Source organism: Deferrisoma camini S3R1 (assembly GCF_000526155.1).
Taxonomy (GTDB): domain Bacteria; phylum Desulfobacterota; class Deferrisomatia; order Deferrisomatales; family Deferrisomataceae; genus Deferrisoma; species Deferrisoma camini.
Genome location: NZ_JAFN01000001.1, coordinates 2,413,512 through 2,434,652, shown reverse-complemented (window position 1 = coordinate 2,434,652; position 21,141 = coordinate 2,413,512). Strand labels below are relative to the sequence as shown.

The window sequence follows — 21,141 nt, the reverse complement described above, 5'->3', positions numbered from 1 at the left end:
GGGGGATAATTCGTTATCGGAAAACCACGCTCGGAACTGTAATGGGGCGGGGACCCGGGATGCAACCGGGTGTCACAGAATTTTGTTCAGGGGGTACTCGATGATGCCGGTGGCGCCGGCGGCCAGCAGTTTCGGTACCAGATCGCGCACCACCCGCTCCTCGACCACCGCCTCCACGCTGAGCCAGTCGGTGCGGAACAGGTGCGCCACCGTGGGGGCCTGGAGGCTCGGAAGCAGATCGATCACGTCCTCCATCCGCTCCCCCGGCACGTTCATCTTGAGCCCGACCATGCCGTCGGCCCGCAGCGCCGCCTGGAGCAGCTGCGCCACCTGCTCGATCTTCCGCCGCCGGCCCGGATCGGCCCACGCCCGGTGGTTCGCGATGAGCTGTGTGTTCGTCACGAGCAGGGTCTCCACGATCCGCAGTCCGTGGGCCCGGATGGTGGAGCCGGTCTCGGTGACCTCCACGATGGCGTCGCACAGCCCCTCCACCACCTTGGCCTCGGTGGCCCCCCACGAGAACTCCACCGCCACCTCGATGCCCCGCTCGGCAAAGTACCGGCGGGTGAAGTTCACAAGCTCGGTGGCCACCACCTTACCGTGCAGGTCCTCGGGCCGTTGCACGGGGCTGTCGTTGGGCACCACCAGCACCCATCGGGCCGGGTTGGTGGAGGCCTTGGAGTAAACCAGGTCGCACACCTCGACCACGTCCGAGTCGTTCTCGAGGATCCAGTCCTTGCCGGTGAGGCCGGCGTCGAGCACCCCGTCGGCCACGTACCGGCTCATCTCCTGGGCCCGCACCAGGGAGAGCCGCAGTTCCGGATCGTCCACGGTGGGGAAGTAGTTGCGCGAGCTCCGGCGGATCCTCCACCCCGCCCTCAGAAAGAGGTCCACGGTGGCGTCCTCGAGGCTGCCCTTGGGGATCCCCAGCTTGAGCAGGCTCATTTCCCGTACACCTCCTCGGGGTCGAACACTTTCTCCCCGTCCTCCACCAGAGCGCCGTCCTCCACGCGGCGGTAGAAACAACTCCGGTGGCCGGTATGGCAGGCCGCGCCCCCCACCTGCCGGACCTTCAGGAGCACGGCGTCCGCGTCGCAGTCCACCCGGACCTCCCGCACCTCCTGCACGTGGCCCGAGCTCTCGCCCTTCATCCAGAACCGGTTCCGGGATCGGCTGAAGAACCAGGCCCTGCCGGTCTCCAGGGTGCGGCGCAGGGCCTCCTCGTTCATGTAGGCGAGCATCAGCACCTCGCCGGTGTCGGCGTCCTGCACCACGGCGGGCACCAGTCCGCCGGCCTTCTCGAAGTCGAGCTGGGTCGCGTCCATCGAGTGCTCCTCTGTTTTGGCAAACAGGCCGCCTCGGGCCTTCCGATGGGGCCGGGGCGATCGGCCGGGGGTCAGCGCCGGAGCAGCCGGGGGGCCTGGAGGGTCCCGCGGATCCGGGCGGTGTACCGGCCGTCGGATCCCCGGGAGCCCGGGAACAGGGCGAACAGGAGGGCGAGATCCTCCTGGACCTTCTGGTTGGGGGTCAGGGAAAGGAGGCCGCCCTTGATCGGGCTGCGCCCCAGCGGCCGGCGCAGGTCCACGGCCGCGCCGGTGAGCAGCACCTCCAGGTCCCCGCCCCGGAACCGCGCCTCGCGAACCTCGGCCCGCCCCCCTTCCAGGTCCACCTCCAGCACGCCGTCCCCCAGCCCCACGGCCGGCACGGGGACCCCGCGCACCTTGCCCGGACCGATCCGGACGCCGGAGAACGAGGCCTGGAGCCGGGCCCGGGCCTCGAACGGGCTCTGCCTCAGGCCGTCCACCGACAGGCTGCCGCCGGTCCGGCCGACCAGGGGGAGCTCCTTCCACGGGGGAGGTTTGGGGATCTCTCCCAGGGCCACGTCGGTCCACGACAGATCCAGGGGCACCCGGCCGTACGACCCCACTTCGCCCTCCACCGTACCGCCGGCCACGGTGGCGCGGAACCGCAGGGCCGGTCGGCCCCGCAGCGCCCGGGCCCACGACGGCCAGACCTCGAGATCGGAGACCCCCAGCCGCACGGGGAGCCCCGGGGGCTCCACCTGCACCGACCCGGCCCGGACCCCGAACCAGGGGCCGGGGCCGAGCCCCCGCACCCGCACGCTCACCCCCCGATCCCGGAGCCGGGTCTCCACGGCCGAGGCGATCTCATCGTAGGGCAGCGACCGCCACAGCGACACCCCGAACGCGGTCAGGAACACCAGGGCGTAGGCGACCACCCGGCCCACCACCCGCCCGGTCTTCGCCGCCATCACCGTCCCTCCAGGGGCTCGTAGGCGGCGACCTGGAACCGCACGTCCAGCAGGTTGGGGTCGTCGAACCGGGGCCGGATCTGGAGCTGCTTGATGCGCAGCAGCTCGGGGGAGTTCTCCACCTGGAACAGGAACCGCACGATCTGGTTCAGGCGGATCTTCTCCATCCGGATCTCCACCGTGTTCTCCCGGTAGTACCGGGTCACCTCGCCGGGTTTCGGCTTCATCTGCACGATCCGGTCGTGGATGCCCTGGCGCTTCGCCAGATTCTCCAGGTACGAGAGGATCGAGAACTTCTTGCTGCGTTTCAGGTTCTTCTCGATCCCCCGGATGCGGGTCTGGAGGTCGGCGTAGCGCTGGGCCAGCTCCTCCACCTTGCCGTACTCCACCCGCTTCGCCTCGACCCGGCGCTTCCACAGCTCGATGCGGGCCTGAACCGGCTCCCACACCCCGATCCAGAACGCCACCACCGCGATGGCGACCCCGCCGAGGCCGACGACGGCCTTCTCACGGTCCGTGAGCCGCACCGCCTACCCCTTCTTGCCCAGGTTGAGGGTGAGGTTGAACCGGACCTTGTCCTTGGTGCCCATGGTCTCGGCCTTGCTCACGGCCACCTGGGCGAACCGGGGATGCTTGGCCAGCTCGGCCTCGATCCGGGCGATGGCGTCGAAGCTCACCGTGACGCCCTTGATCCTCACCCGGTTCTCCTCCACCACGAGCTCCTCGAACTCCACCTCGATCTCCTTGGGGATCCGCTCGGAGATGTCCCGCAGGAGGCGAAGGGGCGAGATCTCCCGGTCCACCAGGCTTCCGAGGCTGCGGGCCCGGGCCTCGAGCTCGTCGACCCGGGCCGACAGCTGATCCACCTCGCTCACGATGTTGGCGACCTCCGGCAGGGTGGAGCGGAACCGTTCCCGCACGGCCGAGCGCAGGGTGTCGTACTGGGCCCGGAGGTAGGCGATCTCGAGCCCCTTGCCGATGCCCCACAGGCCCAGGAGGATGCCGGCGTACACCCCCGCCTGGATCGCAGGCCCCTTCCAGGGGGTGCCCCGGTCCGCCGGAGCGAACGGGCCCTGGAGGAGGTCCACCCCGCACCGGGCCGGCCGCCAGACCTCCCGTAGGGCCAGGCCCAGCGGCACCGCCCAACCGGGCCAGGGCAGATCGTCCGAAGACGCCGCCGCGGTCACCCCGGCCGGAAGGGGCAGGGGCTCCACCGTGTGGCCGAGGCGCCCCACCCACTCGTCCCGGTCGGTGTCGGGCGCCAGGGGGCCGCTCAGGTACACGGGGGTGGAGGGGTCGGAGAAGGGCGGAGGGCAGGCGGAGAGGGCCAGGGCCACCTGGTCCAGCAGGTCGGGGTCGGTGCCCCGGCCGGGCAGGCAGCCGAAGGCCACCTCGTCCCCCGGCCCGACGGCCGCCCACTGCACCAGGTCGGGGCCCAGGTCGCACACCCACGCCGGAGAGCGGCCCGCGGCCCGGCACAGCCCGGCAAGGGCCAGGGGTTCGGCGTCGAGGGCCTCGACCCGGAGGCCGGCCCCGGCCAGCAGACCCACCCGCTCGCCCACCGCGTCCTGGGGGGCGGCCACCACCAGGCACCGGGAACCGGCCGGGGTACGGCCGAGGACCCGGGTGTCCCACACCAGGTCTTCCAGGGGAAGGGGAAGGGTCTCCTCGGCCTCCAGGGGCGCGGCCTGGGCGAGGCGGTTGCGGTCGGTGAATGCGAGCTCCACGACCCGGGCGAACAGGCGGTCGGCGGCGAGCCCGGTGACCACCGGTTCGGCCGGGAGGCCCAGGGCCTCGAGGCCGGCGGCCGGCCGGTCCGGGTCCAGGGGGCCTCCCCAGACCCGCTCCACGGCCGCGCCCTTCCAGCCGCCCCTCACCCGGACGGCCACGACGCGGTCGGAGCGGACCTGAAGGCCTACAGCGGATTTCGGCATGGAGACGGCACCTTCGATCGGCGTTCGCGAAGGCGCCCACAGTATCGGAAACGGCGGGGGGGATGCAAGAAACGGCCACCCCTTCCCGGCGCGTCCGGGAAGGGGTGGGAGGAGGGGGCTAGATGCGGCCGAGGCGCTGGAGTTTGCGCAGCTGCCGCCGGCGCCGGCGGGCGGCCTTGCGCTCCTTGATGCGCCGCATCTCGCTCTTGCTCACGTAGAACGAGTGGCGCTTCACCGCGGGAAGGACGTTCTTCTGGAAGTCCTTCTTCAGCTTGCGCAGCTCCCGCTCGAACTCGTTGCCGGGGCGCTGCGAGCGTTCTCTTTCCCTAGCCAAGGGCGATTCACCTCCTCCCATGCACGAAGTCTCCCGGCCCGGGGGCCGGGGAACGGTCCATATACCATCCGGCCCGCCGGTTGTCAAACGGAACGGAGGAGCAACGGAGCTGGGCCCGTGTCCGTCCGGGAATTCGAGATTTGGCCATACAGCCCCGGCCGGGCCGAGGGCAGGCTCTGCCCCTGGGGGCCGACAGGGCAGCGTCAACGAGAAAGGGTCGTGTCTATCTCGCTCGTTCAGGCGGAGTCTCGGCTTGGGGATTCAATATTGGTAAGCGCCTTATAGACCGCCCCCCGGCGCGAGTTGGGCCAGGAGGTCCGCAGGCATGTGCTGCGGCAGGAGCACCCGGTAATCCTCCCGGGTGCTCGCCTGGGGCACATGCTCGAACACGTGCTTGAGGTACCGGTACGGCTCCAGCCCGTTCGCCTTCGCCGTCTCGATCAGGCTGTAGAGCGCCGCGCTCGCCTTCGCTCCCGCTGGGGTGGCGCTGAACAACCAGTTCTTCCGCCCCACCACGAACGGCCGAATCGCGTTCTCCGCCAGGTTGTTGTCCGGCGTCAGGAACGCGTGGTCCACGTACGCCACCAGCCGCGGCCATTGGCCCAAGGTGTAGTGCACCGCCTTCCCCAGCAGGCTTTTCGGCACCACCTGGAGCGCCTTTTTGTCCAGCCAGGCCTTCAGTTCCTCCAGCACCGGCAACGCGTGCTTCCGCCGCTCCCGCACGAGCGCCTCCCCCTCAAGCCCCTGCGCCTGGGCCCGCCGCTCGATCGCATAAAGCTTCCGGATCCGCCCCACCGCCCAATGCGCCGCCGTGGTCTTCCCGCGGGAACCTCCCGTCGCCTTCTGCGCCTCCACAAACCTCCGTCGCGAGTGCGCCATGCACCCCGCATGCGTGATGTCGGGTTCGTGATCCAGAAAGTCGTACCCCTGGTACCCGTCCGTCTGCACCACGCCCCGGTACCCACGAAGGTACTCCCGCGCCACCCGACTCTCCCGCGTCGGGGCGTAGTGATACTCCACCGCCGGTCGGCCAGGTGGTCCCCCCAGGAAGACCCACATGTACGACTTCGTCTGGGCCGACCGCCCCGGTTCCTGGAGGACCTGTAGCGTCGTCTCGTCGCACCGGATCACCGGCCCCGCACGCACCTCCTCTCGCAACAGCTCCAGCACCGGCCCACACCGCTCGGCCGCCTGCAGCGCCCACTGGCACAGGGTCGTCCGGCCGAGCTCCACCCCGATCCGCTCAAACTGCTTCGCCTGCCGATAAAAGGGAATCGCGTCCGCAAATTTCGACGTGATCACAAACGCCAGGAGCCCTTCGCTCGCGGTCCCCTTCGGTATCAGGTGCGGCCGCGGCGGGGCGATCACCACCGTCGGCCCCTCGTCTTCCACCCCCTCGCACGTCCGGCACGCATATTTCGGCCGGATCTCCCGGATCACCTGGATCCGCGCCGGCACGATGTCCAGGCGCTCCGAGGTCTCCTCCCCGATCCGCACCTTCTCGGCCCCGCACCCGCACCGCTTCTGTTCTTCCGGTACGTCGCACACCACGTCCACCCGCGGCAGGTTCGCCGGAAGAGCCTTCCGGCCCCGCTTGCGCCGGGTGTGGGCCGAGACCCGGACCTCCTCTTCCCCCTCGTCTTCGCCGCCCCCAGCCGCCTCGACCGTGGCTTCCGCTTCGTTGAAGAGAAGCAGTTGCTTCCTCTCCGCCTCGCTCAGCCGCTCCGACTTCCGGCCAAACAGGCGGTGCTTCAGAAACTGCACCTCCTCCTGCAACAACGTCACGTCCGACCGAAGCTTCTGGTTCTCTTCGGTCAGCGCACGGTTCTCTTCTTGGGCAGCCATCAATAGGCGCTGCAGGGCGGCGATATCGTTCGGTAGGGCGGGTCCTATTGTTTTCATGCCCCACCCTATACCACAAATGGCTAGGCTGCGTCCAGAACTTCTTTGGCTTTGTGGCCACTAAATGTGTATTTCATGCTGCAAAAGACACGGAAAGCCGCCGATGGGAACTTCTCTGCTCAATCTCCAACCCGCTCAGTAACCACAGGAGCTGCCGCGGCTCAATCTCCAACACCTCCTCTTCGATCCTCGGCCACCGAAACCGTTCCGCCTCCAGCCGCTTCTGCCACAGGCAAAACCCGTTGTGGTCCCAGTAGAGCGCCTTCACGATCGTCCGCGCCCGGTTGCAAAACACAAACAGGTGCCCCGACACCGCCGAGCGCCCCATCTGCGTCTCGACCAGCGCCGCCAGCCCGTTGATCGACTTGCGCATGTCCGTGGGCCCCACCGCCAGGTACACCCGCGTCCCCGACGGCACCGCGATCATCCCAGCCGCTCCAGCACTCGCACCACCCGCGCCAGGGTCGACTCCTCGAACCCCAACCCCACCCGCACCTCGTAGCGCCCATGGATCCACACGCTAACCCCGGAGGCCGGGGCAACCACTCCACCTCCCAACCCCAGGGCCCCCACCGTGCCCACCGGAACAAACCTCGCGCCCGCCGCCTCAACTGCCAACCGGCCCCGCCCGGCCCTGCTCCCCCGTGCCAGCTGCCACCTGCGCTGCCGCTTCACCCTGTACCTGCCCACAATGGCCATGCCAACCTCCTTTCCGACAGAGAAACGAGTTCCTCAAGTCGGTACAGAGGATGCCAGGCCCAGGTCACCCCGAACAGAAGCGGTTCATAGGGCGCTTACCAATATTGGGAACGGTAAACGGCTGTGCGCCTTTATATATCAGGTGATTCGGAGACGTTGGTTTCAAATATTTAAAAACGACTAAGATAATGTAGGGTTTTGCTTGAGTCTGTGTTGACTCGTTCCGATACGGAGTCCAGTACTTAGAGTTGTAGAAAAGACGATAAGCCTGAAAAAATCCCCCGGCTGGCCCAGCCGCACCAGATGTCGTAGGTCGTGTCAGGTTTGAGCCACTGCATATTGTTCTTAGCCTAGTCACGATCGACTTTTTGCAGCCCCATCAAAGATCGACCTGGATAGGCCGAGTGTTGGAGCCAAATATTTGGATAGGTGCTTGTGTGCTCGGGATGTTCATGGGCCTATGTAAGGCATAGCGCTGTTTGGTAGATGAGAGGGAATTAGATGTGTTTTGCCGCCATTAACAACGATGGAAAGATTGGCTTCAACGTAAGGCAGCCTTTTCGGATCCTTGTGGTGGACGATAATGCCCATTTTAGAGAGATGATGTCGCGATGCCTGAAGAGGTTGGGGCATGAGGTGGTCACCGCGGTCGATGGGTTCAGGGCATGGATGTGTTTCCGTGAGACACCTTTTCCGATCGTGGTGGCAGATCTTCGCATGCCGGGACTGAATGGGATCGAACTTTTGAAGAAAATCAGGCTCGAATGCCCTGAGACAGAGGTCATATTGGTGTCTGGACTCGCGGAAATATCCATCGTGATCGAGGGACTTCGGTGGGGAGTTGCGAATTTCATTGTGAAGCCCTTTACTGAGTCCGAGTTTGTCCGACAATTGGAACCCAGTTTCTACCGGCTGACTTTAGCGCTGGAGCGAGCAAAAGTCAAAGAGGAACTTTATAGTTTACAGAAAAGAGAGGAGAGAGAGTGCCGGATGCTAGCGCTCGGGCGCCTCATTTCGGGTTTGGTTCGTGAGATCAACACACCGTTGGCCTTCGTTAGTACGAAGGCACAGTTGCTGCGGGGATTTTGCGATGAGATCTACAGGCAGGTGTCGGAGGGTGCTTCTCCCGACAAACGGGCCTTAGAGGAAATGCAGGGATTGCTTAAAAACCTCTGCCGCGGGGTTGATCGGATCGAAGCATTGATCGAGTCCGTTCGCATCTTCGGGCGGGCGCCAAGGGGATATTGCCCCGAAACCGTGTTGGTTGAACTCATGCGGTCCGCCTTCCAGGAGTCGCTTGCGAGGAAACCTCGGGAAGTCAACGCCGAGTTTCTGCCTCCTCCGGAGAGTTTCCTAGTCGAGGTGCACAAGACGGAAATGATCGGTTGCTTCGTCAATCTGTTGGTGAATGCATTTGAGGCCGCCGGGTACGGTGGATCCACGGTCCGGTTCTTTACGCGGGAGATCCCCTACGGAACCCCTGCGTTCTTCGGTCTGGTGGAGGTGGTCATCGAGGACGACGGCCCAGGGATCCCTCAAGCGGTCCTCGACGAGATGTTCATCCCGTTTTTCACGACGAAAGAACAGGGAACCGGCCTTGGGCTCAGCATCGCGTATGAGGCGGCAAAGCGCAATGGGGCCCAAATGGAAGTCGAAAGCAGGGAAGGAAGGGGAACCGTTATGACGGTCCGGCTGCCACTCCGATTCGCCGACAACGCCAACGTCGTCGGGGAGCGAAACAGAAAGATGAACAGCCCGGAGAAAAATCTCAGGGGGGCTGCTGACACAAGGTGTTCTGGCAAGGCCGATGCGCAAGACGTCGGATAAAGTGGATTCGCGCAGGTAGGGTGATTTTTTCAGTCACATCACGAGAAAGCCTTGCCTTCAAAGGCCATAATGGAGACAGGAGCTTTTGTGATCCAGCAAAAAGGTCGCGGACACAACTGGATCCCGCACGCCGTCACCTTCAGGAAGGAGCAATCGCAATGGCACTGAAAAAGCACACTGCACTGGGTTCCGACACGGCGAGCAAGCCGAAGGTGACCTCTGAGCAGAGGCTGGAGGCTGAGGAGAAACGCCGACGCGCGCGTACCTTGGCCAAGAAGCAGCAGGCGGCCGAGCGGATTTCCGCGGCATCGACCCAGCTGGCATCCGCAGTTTCCGAGGCCGTGGCCGCCCAAGAGGAACTGAACCGTTCCATGGAGCAGATCGCAGGAGGGGCCGAGCAAGCCGCCGGCGCATGTCAGGAGAGCCTGGCCGCGATGAACCAAGTGGACGGCCGGCTGCGACAGCAAGGCGAGGTGGCCGAGCTGGCGCGAAGAAAGAGTACCGAGCTCCAGGGGATGATGGATCGGGTAGGAAGCGAGATCACATCTCTGGTGGAGAACGTCAAGGTGGGGGCCAAGCGGCAGATGAAATCGGTGAAACGGATCGGCGAACTGGAGCAGCAGGCCGGCCGGATCACCGAGGCGGTGAAGGCGGTGATGCGAATCGCGGATCAGACCAACCTGCTTGCTCTGAATGCCGCGATCGAGGCGGCCCGGGCGGGGAAACATGGAAAGGGGTTCGCAGTGGTGGCCGACACGGTCCGGGGGTTGGCCGAGACCTCGGCCAAGAATGCGGCCAATATCGACGAGTTGATCCAGCAGGTACAGGAAAAGACGCAAGCGGTGTCCGGGGGGGTGCGGGCAGCGGCGGAGTCCGCCCGAGCCGAAGTGGAAAAGGGCGCAGCCGTTGCGGAGCAGCTCGCGAAGATCAAGTCTCAGACGGAGAAAATCCGGGCCGCCGCTGACGAGATCGCCCAGGCCGCCGCCGAGGCCTCCCTGGCGGGGGAGCAGGCCCAGAAAGGCAGCGAGCAGATCGCGGCGGCAGCGGAGGAACAGTCGTCGGCTTGTGAGGAGTGTCTCAAAAGCCTGGAGCAACAAGCGCAGGCGCTTTCCGAGAGCGAGAAGGCGGCCCAGGAGTTGGAGGAACTGGCCGACGAACTCAAGAGCAGCACCGACATTGCCAAGAGCGCGGAGGAAGTTGCTGCAGCCGCGGAGGAACTTTCGGCAGCGGTGGAGGAGATCAACCGGGCCTCAGCAGAGATCGTGACGGCGATAGACCAGATCAGCCGGGGTGCCGAGCAGCAGGCCTCCGCAGCGGAGGAGGCCGTGGCCGGAATCGCCCAGATCGAGAAAAGCGCCAACGTGGCGGAAGCAAAAGCTCGGGAAGGGGCGGACGCTGGCGCGGAGATTGTTGAGCTCGTGGCAGAGAACAAAAAGCTCGTGGAGGAAATGATAGAGGGGATTCGGGAATCGGCTCGAACCGGACGGGCAAACCTGGAGGCGATCCAGGAGCTCGAGGCGTTGAGCCGCCGGATCGACAAGATCGTGGATGGGATCGCGACGGTAGCGATCCAGACGAGCATGCTGGCGGTTACGGGTGCGGTGGAAGCGGCCCGGGCCGGAGAGTTTGGGAAGGGGTTCGCCGTGGTGTCCACAGACATCCAGAACTTGGCCACGGACGCGGCCCAGAACGCCGAACAGATCAAGGATCAAGTGAAAGCGATCCAAGATCACGTGGGGATCGTGCGTACCGAGCTGAACGAGATCGCGGACGTGTCCCTGGCCGAGGCCGAAAAGGCTGCCATCGTGAGCGAGAATCTGGTGGTGGCGGAGAAGGAGACCAAGGTGGTTTTGAGTGGGAACCGCGAGGTTCTGGAAGGCACCACGGAGATCGCGGCCGCGGTCACCCAAGCGAAGAAAGGGATGGAGCAGATCAGCGCGGCGGCAGAAGAGGCGAGCCAGGCGACGGCCCAGTCGTCGGCTGCAGCCCGGCAACTCTCTCAAGGGGCGACCGAGCTTGCAGCGGCGATCGAAGAGATCGCATCGACCGCCGACGAGCTCCAGGCCGGGTAGACGGTGCGTCCGGTCCTCCTCGACCACATCGCTTGCCTTGATGGAGAGTGGACCCATGGATTCCATGACGAGCATTCCCGAGGAGCCCTCCCGGTCTCCGATACTCGCGGCCGACGGTCCCCTCGGGGAGGAGCAGGCCGTGGGCCAATATGTGACGTGCTACGTGGGGGACGAGTGCTTTGCGTTTCCCATGGAGTCGGTGCTGGAGATCATCCGCCTGCCCGACGCCGTGCGCGTACCCCTCGCCCCTTCGTGTCTTCGGGGGCTGGCAAATTTGCGGGGAGCGGTGCTGCCCGTGGTGGATCTTCGAATGCTTCTGGGGTTGGCCGTGGCGGAACCCACCGACGCCACCCGGGTGGTGGTGGTGGATTGCGGCCGGCCGATCGGATTGATCGTTGACCGGATGGAGCGGGTGATCGGCGTGGAACCCGAGCGGATTGAGCCCTCGGCGGACGTGCGAACCACGGTCGATACGGAGCTTCTGGCCGGGGTGATCAAACCGCCAGGGGGCGAGGGCGCATTGATCCAGCTTCTGGACGCCCAAGCCCTGGTCGCGCGGGAGTTCAGCCTGAACGCGCAAGGGCCCAACGGGGTTTCGGGTGGTCCGGGTGTGGAGGTGGGGGCCGATCGGCCTGGCACGAAAGATGAGGATGAGGTCGAAGGGCAGCAGTTGGTGAGTTTTGGAGTGGACCAAGAGACGTACGCGTTCGAGATCTCAGAGGTGCAGGAGATCGTGCGGGTACCGGACGAGATCAGCAGGGTTCCGGGAGCAGGGGACCACGTGCTGGGCATCATCGACCTCAGGGGGCGGGTTCTGCCCCTGGTGAGCCTTCGGAGGCTGTTTGGTTTGGGGGAGGTTCCTCTGGATGACAACCATCGGATTCTCGTGGTGAGCGTGGAAAGCGAGGCGGCCCGGGCCCCCACGGTGGGGGGGGTGGTGGTGGACCGGGTGTACGAGGTGTTCCACACGCCAGAGGAGGGTCTGGAGCCGGTTCCTGCTTTCTTGGAAAAGCAGGGTGTGGAGGGCGTTCAGGCAATTTGTCGGCTGGCGAACGACAACCGGCTTGTCTCGGTGCTGACCGGCCAGACGCTGTTCCGCCATCCGAGCGTACAAGAGGCGCTTCGCGCCCAGAAGGAGGGTGAGGAAGTGCACGTCGACAAGAGGCCCTCGTGCTCCGAGGCGGGGGGGGACGAAAATCTGCAGTTCGTTGTGTTTCGGCTCGCGGGTCAGGAGTACGGGGTGGAAATCGGGTGTGTACAAGAGATCATCTGGGTGCCCGAGGAGATGAGCCGGGTGCCGAAGACCCCGGAGTTCATCGAAGGGGTGGTGAACCTACGGGGAACGGTGCTACCGGTGATGGACATGCGCACGCGGTTCGGGCTGGAGAAAATGGAGAGGAACGACGGACAACGCATCTTGGTGCTCAACCTCGAAGGGACGCGCACGGGCTTCATCGTGGACGCCGTGAGCGAGGTGCTTCGGGTACCTGCGGACAGTGTGGAGGCTGCACCTCGGCTTTCCGAAGCGCAGACCCGCATCGTGGCACACGTGGTGAACCTCAAAGAGCACGGGAGAGTGATTCAGATCCTTGAGGCGCGGGAGCTACTGGCTGCCGGGGAACACGAGGCTGTGGCCTCTGCGATGGCGCAAGGAGCGGCAACGGACACGTGAAGGTACGGAGCTCGATAAAGATGGGCGCGAGATATAAGGTCCTCGTGGTAGACGACTCAGCGCTGATGCGCAAATACCTGCGTCAGATGCTGGAGACGCAAGAGGACTTCGAGGTGTACACGGCCCGCGACGGCGAGGACGCCCTTCGTCGGATCCAGGAGGTCGACCCGGATGTGGTGAGCCTGGACATCAACATGCCGGTGATGGACGGTCTCACCTGTCTGAGCCACATCATGACGGAGTCACCGCGGCCGGTGGTGATGGTTTCGTCCCTCACCGAGAAGGGGGCCCTGGCCACGTTCGAGGCCCTCGAGCTGGGCGCTGTGGACTACCTGGCCAAGCCGGACGGCACCGTGTCGCTCCAGATCAAAGACCAGGCCGACGAGTTGATCCGAAAGGTGCGGGCGGCGCTCGGGGCGAAACGCCGCCCGCGGCGCAGCTCTGGGGAGCGGGTCCATCCCCCTCCGGAAAGACTAAGGAAGCCTCTGGCCGCTCCAGAGCCGGCAGAGAGGGCCCCGGAGGGCCTCGTTCTGATCGGGGTGTCCACGGGCGGGCCCCGGACCCTGGAGGAGATCCTTCCGGATCTGCCGGCGGATTTCCCGCTGCCCGCACTGGTGGCCCAGCACATGCCGGGCCACTTCACGCGGGTGTTCGCGGAGCGGCTGGACCGCCGGTGCGCGCTGCGCGTGAAAGAGATTCGGGGTCCGAGCCTTTTGGAAGCCGGGACGGTGTGGATCGCCCGGGGGGACGCCGATGTGGTGCTGAGCCGCCGGCGAAAAGGGCTCGTCGCCCTGGGCGTGCCGGCGGACGAGCGGTGTCTGTGGCATCCCAGCGTGGATCGCATGGTGCGCTCGGCCTTAGAGCACGTGCCGGCCGACCGGCTGATCGCGGTGGAGCTCACGGGAATGGGGGACGACGGTGCCGAGGCCATGGCAGAGGTGCACCGTCGGGGCGGGCGCACGGTGGCCGAGTCGGAGGATACGGCCGTGGTTTTCGGGATGCCCAAGGAGCTGATCGAGCGGGGGGGCGCCGACAAGGTGCTCCCGTGCCATCGGATCGCCCGGCAGCTCGTGCAGTGGGCCTACGAGGGAAGTGGAACGGCCGAGGCGGCCAAAGGCTGAAACGAGGAAACCGATGGGACTGGTCAAAGCGGACGGGAAGCCGGCGGCAACGTCAAAGCCGAGCCCCCGCAAGTACACACGAGATCTCACGGGCCTGCTGGCCGAGCTCAACGACCAGCAGCCCAAGGCCCGGAGGTGGGCGGCCCGGGACCTGGTGGCCTACGGCGAAGAGGCGGTGGGGGCCCTGTGCGAGCGGCTCCGGACCGAGCCCGAGCCTTCGGTGCGCGAGGCCCTGTTCGATGCCCTGCTGGCCATCGGGGGCGATGCCGTGGTCGAGGGCCTGATTCCCCTGCTGAGAGGGGAGGACGCGGGGCTGCGAAACGGTGCGGTGGAGGTGCTGGGGCAGCTCCCCGAAGCCGTGGGCCCCCGGATGGAAGTTCTGCTGGCCGACCCGAACCCGGACGTGCGGCTGTTCGGCCTGGACATCCTCCGAGACCTGCCCCACCCGGAGGCGCCCCGATGGCTGATGGGGGTGTTGGAGCAGGACCCCCACGTGAACGTCGTCACCGTGGCCCTGGACCGGTTGGCCGAGGTGGGCACCCCCGAGATGATCCCGGCGGTCCGGGCGGTGAAAGACCGGTTTCCCGACGAGCCGTTCGTGGCCTTTGCGGTGGACACGGCGCTCGATCGGATCCTCGGGGGCGAATGAGAGATGGCCCGTGCGGCGGCGACGCAACCCGGCTGCGGCGAGCTCCATATCACCGATGCGGAGTTTGACCGGTTTCGAGACTTTTTCTATCGCAAAACCGGGATCCGGTTCGAGGACTCCAAGCGCTATTTCGTGGACAAGCGCCTGATCCAGCGGATCGAAGGAACGGGGCATAGGGGCTTCCGGGATTACTTCGCGTTCATGCGGTTCCAGGCATCTGGGGAGGAGTTCCAGGAGCTGGTGAACCTGATGACCGTGAACGAGACCTACTTTTTCCGGGAGGAGTATCAACTGAGGTGCATGGTGAGCGACCTGCTGGGCGAGGTGCTCCACTACAAACGGGCGGGCGAGACGGTGCGGATCTGGTCGATGCCGTGCTCCACCGGGGAGGAGCCCTACTCCATCGCGCTGTACCTCCTGGAGTACTGGGACCTGATCGACCGGGTGGACGTGGAGATCGTGGCCTCAGACATCGACACCCGGGCTCTGGAACGGGCGAAGCAGGGGCTATTCTCGAAACGATCGGTGAGCCATCTGCCCCGCTGGATCTTGGGCAAATATTTTGAGCCCGCCCCGGGTGGGTATCATCGGCTGTGCGACGACCTGCGGGCCAGCGTGAACTTCCGGCGGACCAACCTGTGTGACCTCAACGAAACGAAGGGGATGCGCAACTTCGACCTGATCTTCTGCCGGAACCTCTTGATTTATTTCGACGAGGCGTCCCAGAGGCTGGCGGTTCAGACACTGTACGACGCCCTCAATCCTAGGGGATTCGTGCTGCTGGGGCACTCGGAGTCCATGAGCCGGATCACCTCCGTGTTCAAGGTGCGCCGGTTCCGGGACGCGGTGGTGTACCAGAGGTCGGCCTGAACACAGGGAGAAAACCGGGCATGAGACGAGCGCTGATTGTGGATGACGCGGTGACGGTGCGCCTGTACCACCGCAAGATTTTGGAGGAGGCGGGGTTCCAGGTGGAGGAGGCGGAAAACGGTGTGGAAGCCCTGGAGAAGGCTCTGGTGACCCCCTACGACCTCCTGCTGGTGGACGTGAACATGCCCAAGATGGACGGGTACACCCTGCTGAGGGAGGTGCGAAGCACCCCGGAGCTCGAAGGGGTGCCGGCGATCATGATCAGCACCGAGTCCGAAAAGCACGACCGGGAACATGCCTACCGGGTGGGGGCCAACCTGTACCTGGTGAAGCCGGTGCGGCCGGAGGCGTTCAGGCTGCTCGCGGCCCTGATGGCGCGGAACGGAGAGAGCCGATGAACCCGTTGCTGGCCGAGTTCATCACCGAGACCCGGGAGCTCCTGGAACGGGTGAGCCAGGGGTTCCTGGTCCTGGAACGCAACCCCGGCGACGCCGAGGCGCTGAACGAGCTGTTCCGGGGAATGCACACGATCAAGGGCTCGTCGGGGATCTTTGAGGAGCTGGGGTCGCTTACTCGGTTGGTGCACGCGGCGGAAGACGTGCTGGATGGGGTGCGACAAGGCCAGCAACAGCTTACCCCCGAGGGGGCGGACATCTTTTTCGAGATCCTGGACCAGGTGGCCACCTGGGTGGACGAGCTGGAAGCATCGGAAACCTTGGGGCCTGGTGCGGGAGAGGCCAGTGTCCAACTGGTGAGGCGGCTTCGGCAGTGGGCCTCCGGCGGGGGCGGCCGGGCGGAGGCGAAGCCCGGGCATGAAGCCCCACGAGAAACCGACGCGCTGCCCTTGCAGGAGTCCGGGGAAAACAATGAGGGCGTGCGCGAGCTGCCGTGGGCGGCGGAGGTTTCGGAGGCACTGCGGAGGGAGTGGTTCCGGGCGGCTGCGGAGGGGGCCGGGCGGCCGGTGGTGGTCACCTACACGCCGGACGAAGCGTGCTTTTTCGCGGGGGACGATCCGTTTCACACCGCCCGAAACGCGCCGGGTGTGGCGTGGGGCACGGTGCAGGCGAGGGAACCTTGGCCCGACCTGGGGGATCTGGATCCGTACCGGTGCGTGCTGGAGTTTCGGCTGGTGTGTGCCGCGCCGGAGGGGGAGGTGGAAGAGTGGTTCCGATACGTGGCCGACCAGGTGCGCGTGGAGACGGTGGCGCCGAGCGCGTGGGTGCGACCCACGGGAGAGCCTTCCGACCCGGAGCCCTTTGGTGCGTTCGTGCACGACGCCCGGGAGGGGGCGCGGGGCGGTCGGTGGGAGAATTTGCGGCGGGCCGTGGGTACCGCCCTGGGGGTGGCCGGCCCGGAGCTCCTGAGTGCCTCGGCCTTGCGGTGGCTCGACACCGTTCTGGCCACCTCCGATCCGGATTCAGGGCTCGTGGAGTGGCTCATCGAGTGCGTGGCCCGGGGCGAGGCGCCGCCCGAGGGACGGCAGGGGGGGGCGGACCGCCCCTCCGGAGCCGGTGTCTCGGCCGGGGAGCCGGCGGAGACCGGGGGGAGCGGACCGTCCCCGGCTCCCTTGGGGGATGGCCATCCGGATCTCGTGGCGGCGGCGGTGGAGATCCTGGAAGCCCAGCGCACCCTGCTGGCAAGCCCTGTAGACCCGGGAATCCGGCGCGGCGTGTTGCGGTCGGTGGCCCGGGTGGCGGAATCGGTGCTGATCGGGGTGGGGCAGACAGAGGTGGCTGCCCGGGTGTCGGCCGCCTTGAAGGCCTCTCAAACCCAGGGCGGGGGGGAACCGCTGCGGGAGGTGCTCCAGGACGCCCTGGCTCCCCTGGCCGCGGGCCTGGCCGGCTCGGAGGAGGACGGGGCCCCGTCCCAAACCCCGGCCAAGAAGCCGGAGGGCCCCGTCCCGGAGCCCAGGGGGAACGGCGGCCAGAAGGTACGGGTGCTCCGGGTGGACCAAGCCCGCATCGATGCCCTGATGGACCTGGTGGGGGAACTGGTGGTGGCCAAGAACGCTCTGCCGTTTCTGGCCCGAAGGGCCGAGAACGTGTTCCAGGTGCGGGAGCTGGCCCGGGAGATCAAGAACCAGCACGCGGTGATCAACCGGATCGCCGAGGAACTCCAGGGTGCGGTGATGCAGGTGCGGATGGTGCCCGTATCGCACACGTTCCAGCGGTTTCCCCGGCTCGTAAGGGATTTGTCCCGGAAGCTGGGCAAAGAGGTACGCCTGCTCATGGAAGGGGAGGAGACCGAGGCCGACAAAAACGTGGTGGAAGATCTGGCCGAACCCCTTGTGCATCTGATCCGCAACAGCGTGGACCACGGAATCGAGTCCCCGGACGAGCGCCTCGCGGCGGGGAAGACTGAGGAGGGAGAGATCCGGCTGCGGGCGGTCCAGCTCGACGACCAAGTGCTGATTGAGGTGATTGACGACGGGCGGGGGATGGACCCAGAGCACCTGAAGCGAAAAGCCTACGAGAAAGGGATCCTCAGCGAGGAGCGGCTCGACACCATCACGGACCAGGAGGCATTGCACCTCATCTTTGCGCCGGGGTTCAGCACGGCGCCGCAGGTCTCCAACGTGTCGGGCCGGGGGGTGGGCATGGACGCGGTGCGGGCCATGGTGGACCGAGTCGGTGGCTCGGTGGCCGTGGAGAGCGAGCCAGGGCGCGGCACCTGCATTCGGTTGAGCCTGCCCCTGTCCATGGCGGTGACCCGGGTGATGATCGTGGAGGTGGGGGGCCAGATGCTCGGGGTGCCCATCGAAAGCGTCGTAGAGACCGTGCGGGTGCCTGCCGACGGGATCCACCGGATCAAGGGCCGGGAAACAGTGGTACTCCGGGATCGGCTGGTGCCCTTGTGCCGGCTGAGGCGGGTTCTCGCCCTGGGGCGAGAACCCGCCAATGGGCGGGACGAAGAGGCGGTTCTGGTGGTGCAGGTGGGCGGGAACGAACTGGGCCTGGTGGTGGACCGGTTCCACGAGGGGGTGGACATCATCCTGAAGCCGCTCGAGGGCATCCTGGCCGGGTTCCGGCTGTACGCCGGCACGGCCCTGCTGGGAGATGGGCGCGTTCTGCTGGTGCTGAACCTGCGGGAGTTGGTGGCATGCCTATAACCTTCAAAAAAACGGTGGCAGTGCTGGAGGGGGTGTGCGCCGTGGAGGATGCCGAGGGACTGCTGGCGTGGCTCCAGTCCCACCCCAGAGGCAAAGTGAACCTGAAGCGGGTCGAGCACCTGCACACCGCCGTGCTCCAGGTGCTGATGGCCGCCTCGCCAGCCATCTCGGCCTGGCCCGAGGATCCGGATCTGGCGCAGTGGTTGCGGTGTGTAGGGAGTCCCGGCGGTACGTGAGAGGGCACGGATGAGAGGGGCCACCGCCCTCGTGGTGGCGGTGGCCAACCCCCAAAAGGGGGGCACCGGAAAAGGCGGCCATCGTGGTCTACCTGGCCGTCGAGTGGGGTCGGAGGAGGTACCGCACCCTGGTGGTGGACCTGGACACCCAGGCTCACGCAAGGATCGGGCTGGGCTGCGGGACCTGCGACCGATCGGCCCCCGCGTGCCACGGGATCTTCCGGGATCCGGGGGTCCGGCTGGCCGAGGCGCTCGAGGCGGGGAAACCCGTGTGCGGGTTTGCGCTCCGGAGCGGAGGAGCGCTGGGATACCGGATCTTTGCAGAGGGAATCGAAGTCCTGTGGACCTGAGGGGGGAGCCGAAACCTGGGAGGGAGCCATGAAGACGATCCTGTTGGTGGACGACTCGAGCACGATGCGGATGAGTATCGCCTCGGTTCTTTCCAAGGCGGGGTACCAGGCCGAGGATGCGGCTGACGCCGAAAAGGCCCTGGCCAAGCTCAAGGGGGGCCTGAAGCCCCACCTGATCATCACCGACCTCAACATGCCCGGCATGGACGGGATTAACCTAATCCGGGAGGTGCGTAAGGTGCCGGGCTTTCGGTTCGTGCCGATCCTCATGCTCACCACCGAGTCTCAGCAATCCAAACGCCAAGAGGCTCGGACGGCCGGTGCCACGGGATGGCTGGTGAAACCGGTTTTGGCAGATGATCTCTTGAAGGTTATCAAGCAGGTCGTTCCGGGCGCCTGATGTCAGGATGTGATCCTCCGGCTAGTGTCCGATGGTGGCCCATCGTTTTCAAGGGAGAGACCAGCTGCGCCGCCGAAGGCTTTGCATGAGGATATAGATTGGCGAAAAAAGAGGTTTTTGTGCGATCGCTGTTTTCTACAGGCCTTTTCACCTTCTTCTCCCTGGCACGCGGGGAGAAGGGGCAAAAAATGGATGCTTCCAGGTACCTACTTCTGACCCGTCGTTTCGCCAGATTTGTCGGCGGGGTGCTCCTGCTGGTCTCCGCGGGTAACCTGGGGTTTCTGGTCTGGGAGGGCACGGAAACGATGGGCCTTGGAGGGGGGGACGCCCTTTTGGGGGCGCTTTTGGAGGCTGGCCTTACCGGAGCCTTGGGAGCCGCTTTTTTGGTGCTGTCGGCACGCCGCTTCCCCCTGCTGGAAGGTCTCGTCCGCGACAGCGAGCAGCTTTCTGAAACCAGGGAGCTCACCCAAACCGCAGTGGACGCCTTGGATGCGTACGCCAGGGCCAGGGAGGTGTTGCAGGGCCAGCTCTCGGGGGTGACCCAGGTCACCGAAGACGCGGCGCGGAACATCGTGGAGCGCTTCAAAGGCCTGGACGAACTGGTGGGGGACATGACCAGCAAGATCTTCGCGGCCATGGAGGAGATCGAGGCCCTTTCGCGCCGGATGCGGGAGGACCGGGAAAAAAATATTCAAGCTGTGCAGGGCTTGGAGGCCTATTTGGCTAACCGCCAAACCGCACTGCAAAAGGAGTGGCGCCATATCGAGGAGGTACTGGATCGAGCCGAGGATCCGCGCAATTTCACGGAGGTGGTGGAGGACATTGCAAGCCAGACGAACTTGCTGGCCCTCAATGCGGCCATCGAGGCAGCCAGGGCCGGGGAAGCTGGGAGGGGTTTTGCGGTGGTGGCGAAAGAGATTCGGGACCTATCTCAGAAATCCGCCGAGGCGGCGCAGCGGATCGAACGGGGGCTTTCCGAGCTGGTGGCGACGGTGCGCACCAAGTTTGGGCATCAACTTCAGGACGAAGGGCGGAACGAACAGATCCGTGGGTTGAGAGAGGCCGGCGAGATGCTGCGGGGGCTAGGTGAGGTCGCTTCCGAGGTGCCATCCGTCGTCCAGGAGGTCCTAGCAAGCACACGAGAAGCCAACAAGGAACTGGGGCGGCAAGTGATGGAAGGGCTTGCAAGTATCCAGTTCCAGGACATTGCCCGCCAACGGCTCGAGCAGGTGGCGGGAGCGCTCGATGAAATGAGCAACCACGCGGATTTGTTGGTCAAGCGCTTGCGGACCGGTGGTGGGGACCCTGTTCCCCCCTTCGTCCCGGATGGCCTGGTTTTGGGCTACACGATGGAAGAGCAACGGATAATTCACGATCGGGCCACAGGGGTTGCCGAGGCAAGCTCGGCTGAAGAAGGGCCCAGTATTGAACTATTTTCCTGAATCCGCGGGCGTTGGGGACGTCCAGGGCATGGCCGGGGCTGTCAAGATTTTTGTGTGTCGGCCTGGGACGGTTCCCGGTCACGTTTCCGACCAGATCGAAGTGGGTCGCCAACCGGCCCGGGGTTTGGCCCCAATAGGTGCTGGGGCGTCCCCACGTCTTCTGGAATGTCGGATGGCCAGGGATAGCACCTCCAGCAACGCGCCATCCGATGGAAAGTCTCGGCGGGTCTTGATGAGCCTCCGGAATCGCCG

The 21,141-nt window shown here is 65.7% G+C and carries 21 protein-coding genes; 12 read left to right on the top strand and 9 right to left on the bottom strand.

The window, feature by feature from the left end:
• Positions 1-72: 72 nt before the first annotated feature.
• The 9 genes from hisG to DEFCA_RS24180 form a co-directional block, all read right to left on the bottom strand.
• Positions 73-945 carry an ATP phosphoribosyltransferase gene (hisG, locus tag DEFCA_RS0110655; protein ID WP_025323002.1) on the bottom strand — a complete coding sequence of 291 codons (873 nt, stop codon included), beginning with the start codon at positions 943-945 and terminating at the stop codon, positions 73-75.
• Complete coding sequence (gene hisI / locus DEFCA_RS0110650; protein ID WP_025323001.1) at positions 942-1,325, bottom strand: phosphoribosyl-AMP cyclohydrolase; 384 nt, start codon at positions 1,323-1,325, stop codon at positions 942-944. The genes hisG and hisI overlap by 4 nt, the downstream gene beginning before the upstream one ends.
• Positions 1,326-1,396: 71 nt before the next feature.
• The gene (gene gspN, locus DEFCA_RS0110645) at positions 1,397-2,272 is read right to left on the bottom strand and encodes a type II secretion system protein GspN (RefSeq protein WP_025323000.1); all 876 of its coding nucleotides are present in this window, start codon (positions 2,270-2,272) and stop codon (positions 1,397-1,399) included.
• Positions 2,272-2,799, bottom strand: coding sequence for a type II secretion system protein GspM (gspM, locus tag DEFCA_RS0110640; RefSeq protein WP_025322999.1), 528 nt, complete (start codon positions 2,797-2,799; stop codon positions 2,272-2,274). Before gspM ends, gspN begins: the two co-directional genes overlap by 1 nt.
• A 3-nt stretch (positions 2,800-2,802) precedes the next feature.
• The gene (gene gspL / locus DEFCA_RS0110635) at positions 2,803-4,206 is read right to left on the bottom strand and encodes a type II secretion system protein GspL (RefSeq protein ID WP_025322998.1); all 1,404 of its coding nucleotides are present in this window, start codon (positions 4,204-4,206) and stop codon (positions 2,803-2,805) included.
• A 118-nt stretch (positions 4,207-4,324) separates the two neighbouring features.
• The gene (gene rpsU / locus DEFCA_RS0110630) at positions 4,325-4,540 is read right to left on the bottom strand and encodes a 30S ribosomal protein S21 (protein ID WP_025322997.1); all 216 of its coding nucleotides are present in this window, start codon (positions 4,538-4,540) and stop codon (positions 4,325-4,327) included.
• Between the two features lie 279 nt (positions 4,541-4,819).
• The gene (tnpC, locus tag DEFCA_RS0110625; RefSeq protein WP_025322996.1) at positions 4,820-6,442 is read right to left on the bottom strand and encodes an IS66 family transposase; all 1,623 of its coding nucleotides are present in this window, start codon (positions 6,440-6,442) and stop codon (positions 4,820-4,822) included.
• A 73-nt stretch (positions 6,443-6,515) separates the two neighbouring features.
• Positions 6,516-6,869 carry an IS66 family insertion sequence element accessory protein TnpB gene (gene tnpB / locus DEFCA_RS0110620; protein ID WP_025322995.1) on the bottom strand — a complete coding sequence of 118 codons (354 nt, stop codon included), beginning with the start codon at positions 6,867-6,869 and terminating at the stop codon, positions 6,516-6,518.
• Positions 6,866-6,988, bottom strand: coding sequence for a hypothetical protein (locus DEFCA_RS24180; protein ID WP_281173761.1), 123 nt, complete (start codon positions 6,986-6,988; stop codon positions 6,866-6,868). Before DEFCA_RS24180 ends, tnpB begins: the two co-directional genes overlap by 4 nt.
• Positions 6,989-7,642: 654 nt before the next feature.
• Between DEFCA_RS24180 and DEFCA_RS21510 the strand changes: the two genes are divergently transcribed.
• The 12 genes from DEFCA_RS21510 to DEFCA_RS0110555 all read left to right on the top strand — a co-directional run bounded on the left by DEFCA_RS21510 (position 7,643) and on the right by DEFCA_RS0110555 (position 20,889).
• Entirely contained in the window at positions 7,643-8,968 is a 1,326-nt protein-coding gene (locus DEFCA_RS21510; RefSeq protein WP_084319089.1) for a sensor histidine kinase, read from the top strand.
• Positions 8,969-9,126: 158 nt separating this feature from the next.
• Positions 9,127-11,040, top strand: coding sequence for a methyl-accepting chemotaxis protein (locus DEFCA_RS0110605; RefSeq protein ID WP_025322992.1), 1,914 nt, complete (start codon positions 9,127-9,129; stop codon positions 11,038-11,040).
• 55 nt (positions 11,041-11,095) lie between these two features.
• Entirely contained in the window at positions 11,096-12,712 is a 1,617-nt protein-coding gene (locus DEFCA_RS0110600; RefSeq protein WP_051463233.1) for a chemotaxis protein CheW, read from the top strand.
• A gap of 20 nt (positions 12,713-12,732) precedes the next feature.
• Entirely contained in the window at positions 12,733-13,833 is a 1,101-nt protein-coding gene (cheB, locus tag DEFCA_RS0110595) for a chemotaxis-specific protein-glutamate methyltransferase CheB (protein ID WP_025322990.1), read from the top strand.
• A gap of 13 nt (positions 13,834-13,846) precedes the next feature.
• The gene (locus DEFCA_RS0110590; protein ID WP_025322989.1) at positions 13,847-14,482 is read left to right on the top strand and encodes a HEAT repeat domain-containing protein; all 636 of its coding nucleotides are present in this window, start codon (positions 13,847-13,849) and stop codon (positions 14,480-14,482) included.
• Positions 14,483-14,485: 3 nt separating this feature from the next.
• A complete protein-coding gene (locus DEFCA_RS0110585) occupies positions 14,486-15,352 on the top strand; it encodes a CheR family methyltransferase (protein ID WP_051463232.1) in 867 nt (288 codons plus the stop codon).
• Between the two features lie 20 nt (positions 15,353-15,372).
• Positions 15,373-15,750 carry a response regulator gene (locus DEFCA_RS0110580; protein WP_025322988.1) on the top strand — a complete coding sequence of 126 codons (378 nt, stop codon included), beginning with the start codon at positions 15,373-15,375 and terminating at the stop codon, positions 15,748-15,750.
• Positions 15,747-18,461 (top strand): chemotaxis protein CheA, encoded by a 2,715-nt coding sequence (locus DEFCA_RS24175; protein ID WP_025322987.1) that lies wholly within the window; start codon positions 15,747-15,749, stop codon positions 18,459-18,461. The genes DEFCA_RS0110580 and DEFCA_RS24175 overlap by 4 nt, the downstream gene beginning before the upstream one ends.
• Complete coding sequence (locus DEFCA_RS0110570) at positions 18,452-18,697, top strand: hypothetical protein (protein WP_025322986.1); 246 nt, start codon at positions 18,452-18,454, stop codon at positions 18,695-18,697. Before DEFCA_RS24175 ends, DEFCA_RS0110570 begins: the two co-directional genes overlap by 10 nt.
• Before the next feature lie 83 nt (positions 18,698-18,780).
• Positions 18,781-19,047, top strand: a complete 267-nt coding sequence (locus DEFCA_RS0110565; RefSeq protein WP_025322985.1) for a ParA family protein — start codon at positions 18,781-18,783, stop codon at positions 19,045-19,047.
• A gap of 28 nt (positions 19,048-19,075) precedes the next feature.
• A complete protein-coding gene (locus tag DEFCA_RS0110560) occupies positions 19,076-19,447 on the top strand; it encodes a response regulator (RefSeq protein ID WP_025322984.1) in 372 nt (123 codons plus the stop codon).
• A 98-nt stretch (positions 19,448-19,545) separates the two neighbouring features.
• On the top strand, positions 19,546-20,889 hold the full coding sequence (locus DEFCA_RS0110555) for a methyl-accepting chemotaxis protein (protein WP_211483266.1): 1,344 nt from the start codon (positions 19,546-19,548) through the stop codon (positions 20,887-20,889).
• The last annotated feature ends 252 nt before the right edge of the window (positions 20,890-21,141 follow it).

Coding starts and splice junctions, on each gene's coding strand:
- hisG (WP_025323002.1), bottom strand. CDS start 945: ATGAGCCTGCTCAAGCTGGGGATCCCCAAGGGCAGCCTCGAGGACGCC.
- hisI (WP_025323001.1), bottom strand. CDS start 1,325: ATGGACGCGACCCAGCTCGACTTCGAGAAGGCCGGCGGACTGGTGCCC.
- gspN (WP_025323000.1), bottom strand. CDS start 2,272: ATGGCGGCGAAGACCGGGCGGGTGGTGGGCCGGGTGGTCGCCTACGCC.
- gspL (WP_025322998.1), bottom strand. CDS start 4,206: ATGCCGAAATCCGCTGTAGGCCTTCAGGTCCGCTCCGACCGCGTCGTG.
- tnpC (WP_025322996.1), bottom strand. CDS start 6,442: ATGAAAACAATAGGACCCGCCCTACCGAACGATATCGCCGCCCTGCAG.
- tnpB (WP_025322995.1), bottom strand. CDS start 6,869: ATGATCGCGGTGCCGTCGGGGACGCGGGTGTACCTGGCGGTGGGGCCC.
- DEFCA_RS21510 (WP_084319089.1), top strand. CDS start 7,643: ATGTGTTTTGCCGCCATTAACAACGATGGAAAGATTGGCTTCAACGTA.
- DEFCA_RS0110605 (WP_025322992.1), top strand. CDS start 9,127: ATGGCACTGAAAAAGCACACTGCACTGGGTTCCGACACGGCGAGCAAG.
- DEFCA_RS0110600 (WP_051463233.1), top strand. CDS start 11,096: ATGGATTCCATGACGAGCATTCCCGAGGAGCCCTCCCGGTCTCCGATA.
- cheB (WP_025322990.1), top strand. CDS start 12,733: ATGGGCGCGAGATATAAGGTCCTCGTGGTAGACGACTCAGCGCTGATG.
- DEFCA_RS0110590 (WP_025322989.1), top strand. CDS start 13,847: ATGGGACTGGTCAAAGCGGACGGGAAGCCGGCGGCAACGTCAAAGCCG.
- DEFCA_RS0110585 (WP_051463232.1), top strand. CDS start 14,486: ATGGCCCGTGCGGCGGCGACGCAACCCGGCTGCGGCGAGCTCCATATC.
- DEFCA_RS0110580 (WP_025322988.1), top strand. CDS start 15,373: ATGAGACGAGCGCTGATTGTGGATGACGCGGTGACGGTGCGCCTGTAC.
- DEFCA_RS24175 (WP_025322987.1), top strand. CDS start 15,747: ATGAACCCGTTGCTGGCCGAGTTCATCACCGAGACCCGGGAGCTCCTG.
- DEFCA_RS0110570 (WP_025322986.1), top strand. CDS start 18,452: ATGCCTATAACCTTCAAAAAAACGGTGGCAGTGCTGGAGGGGGTGTGC.
- DEFCA_RS0110560 (WP_025322984.1), top strand. CDS start 19,076: ATGAAGACGATCCTGTTGGTGGACGACTCGAGCACGATGCGGATGAGT.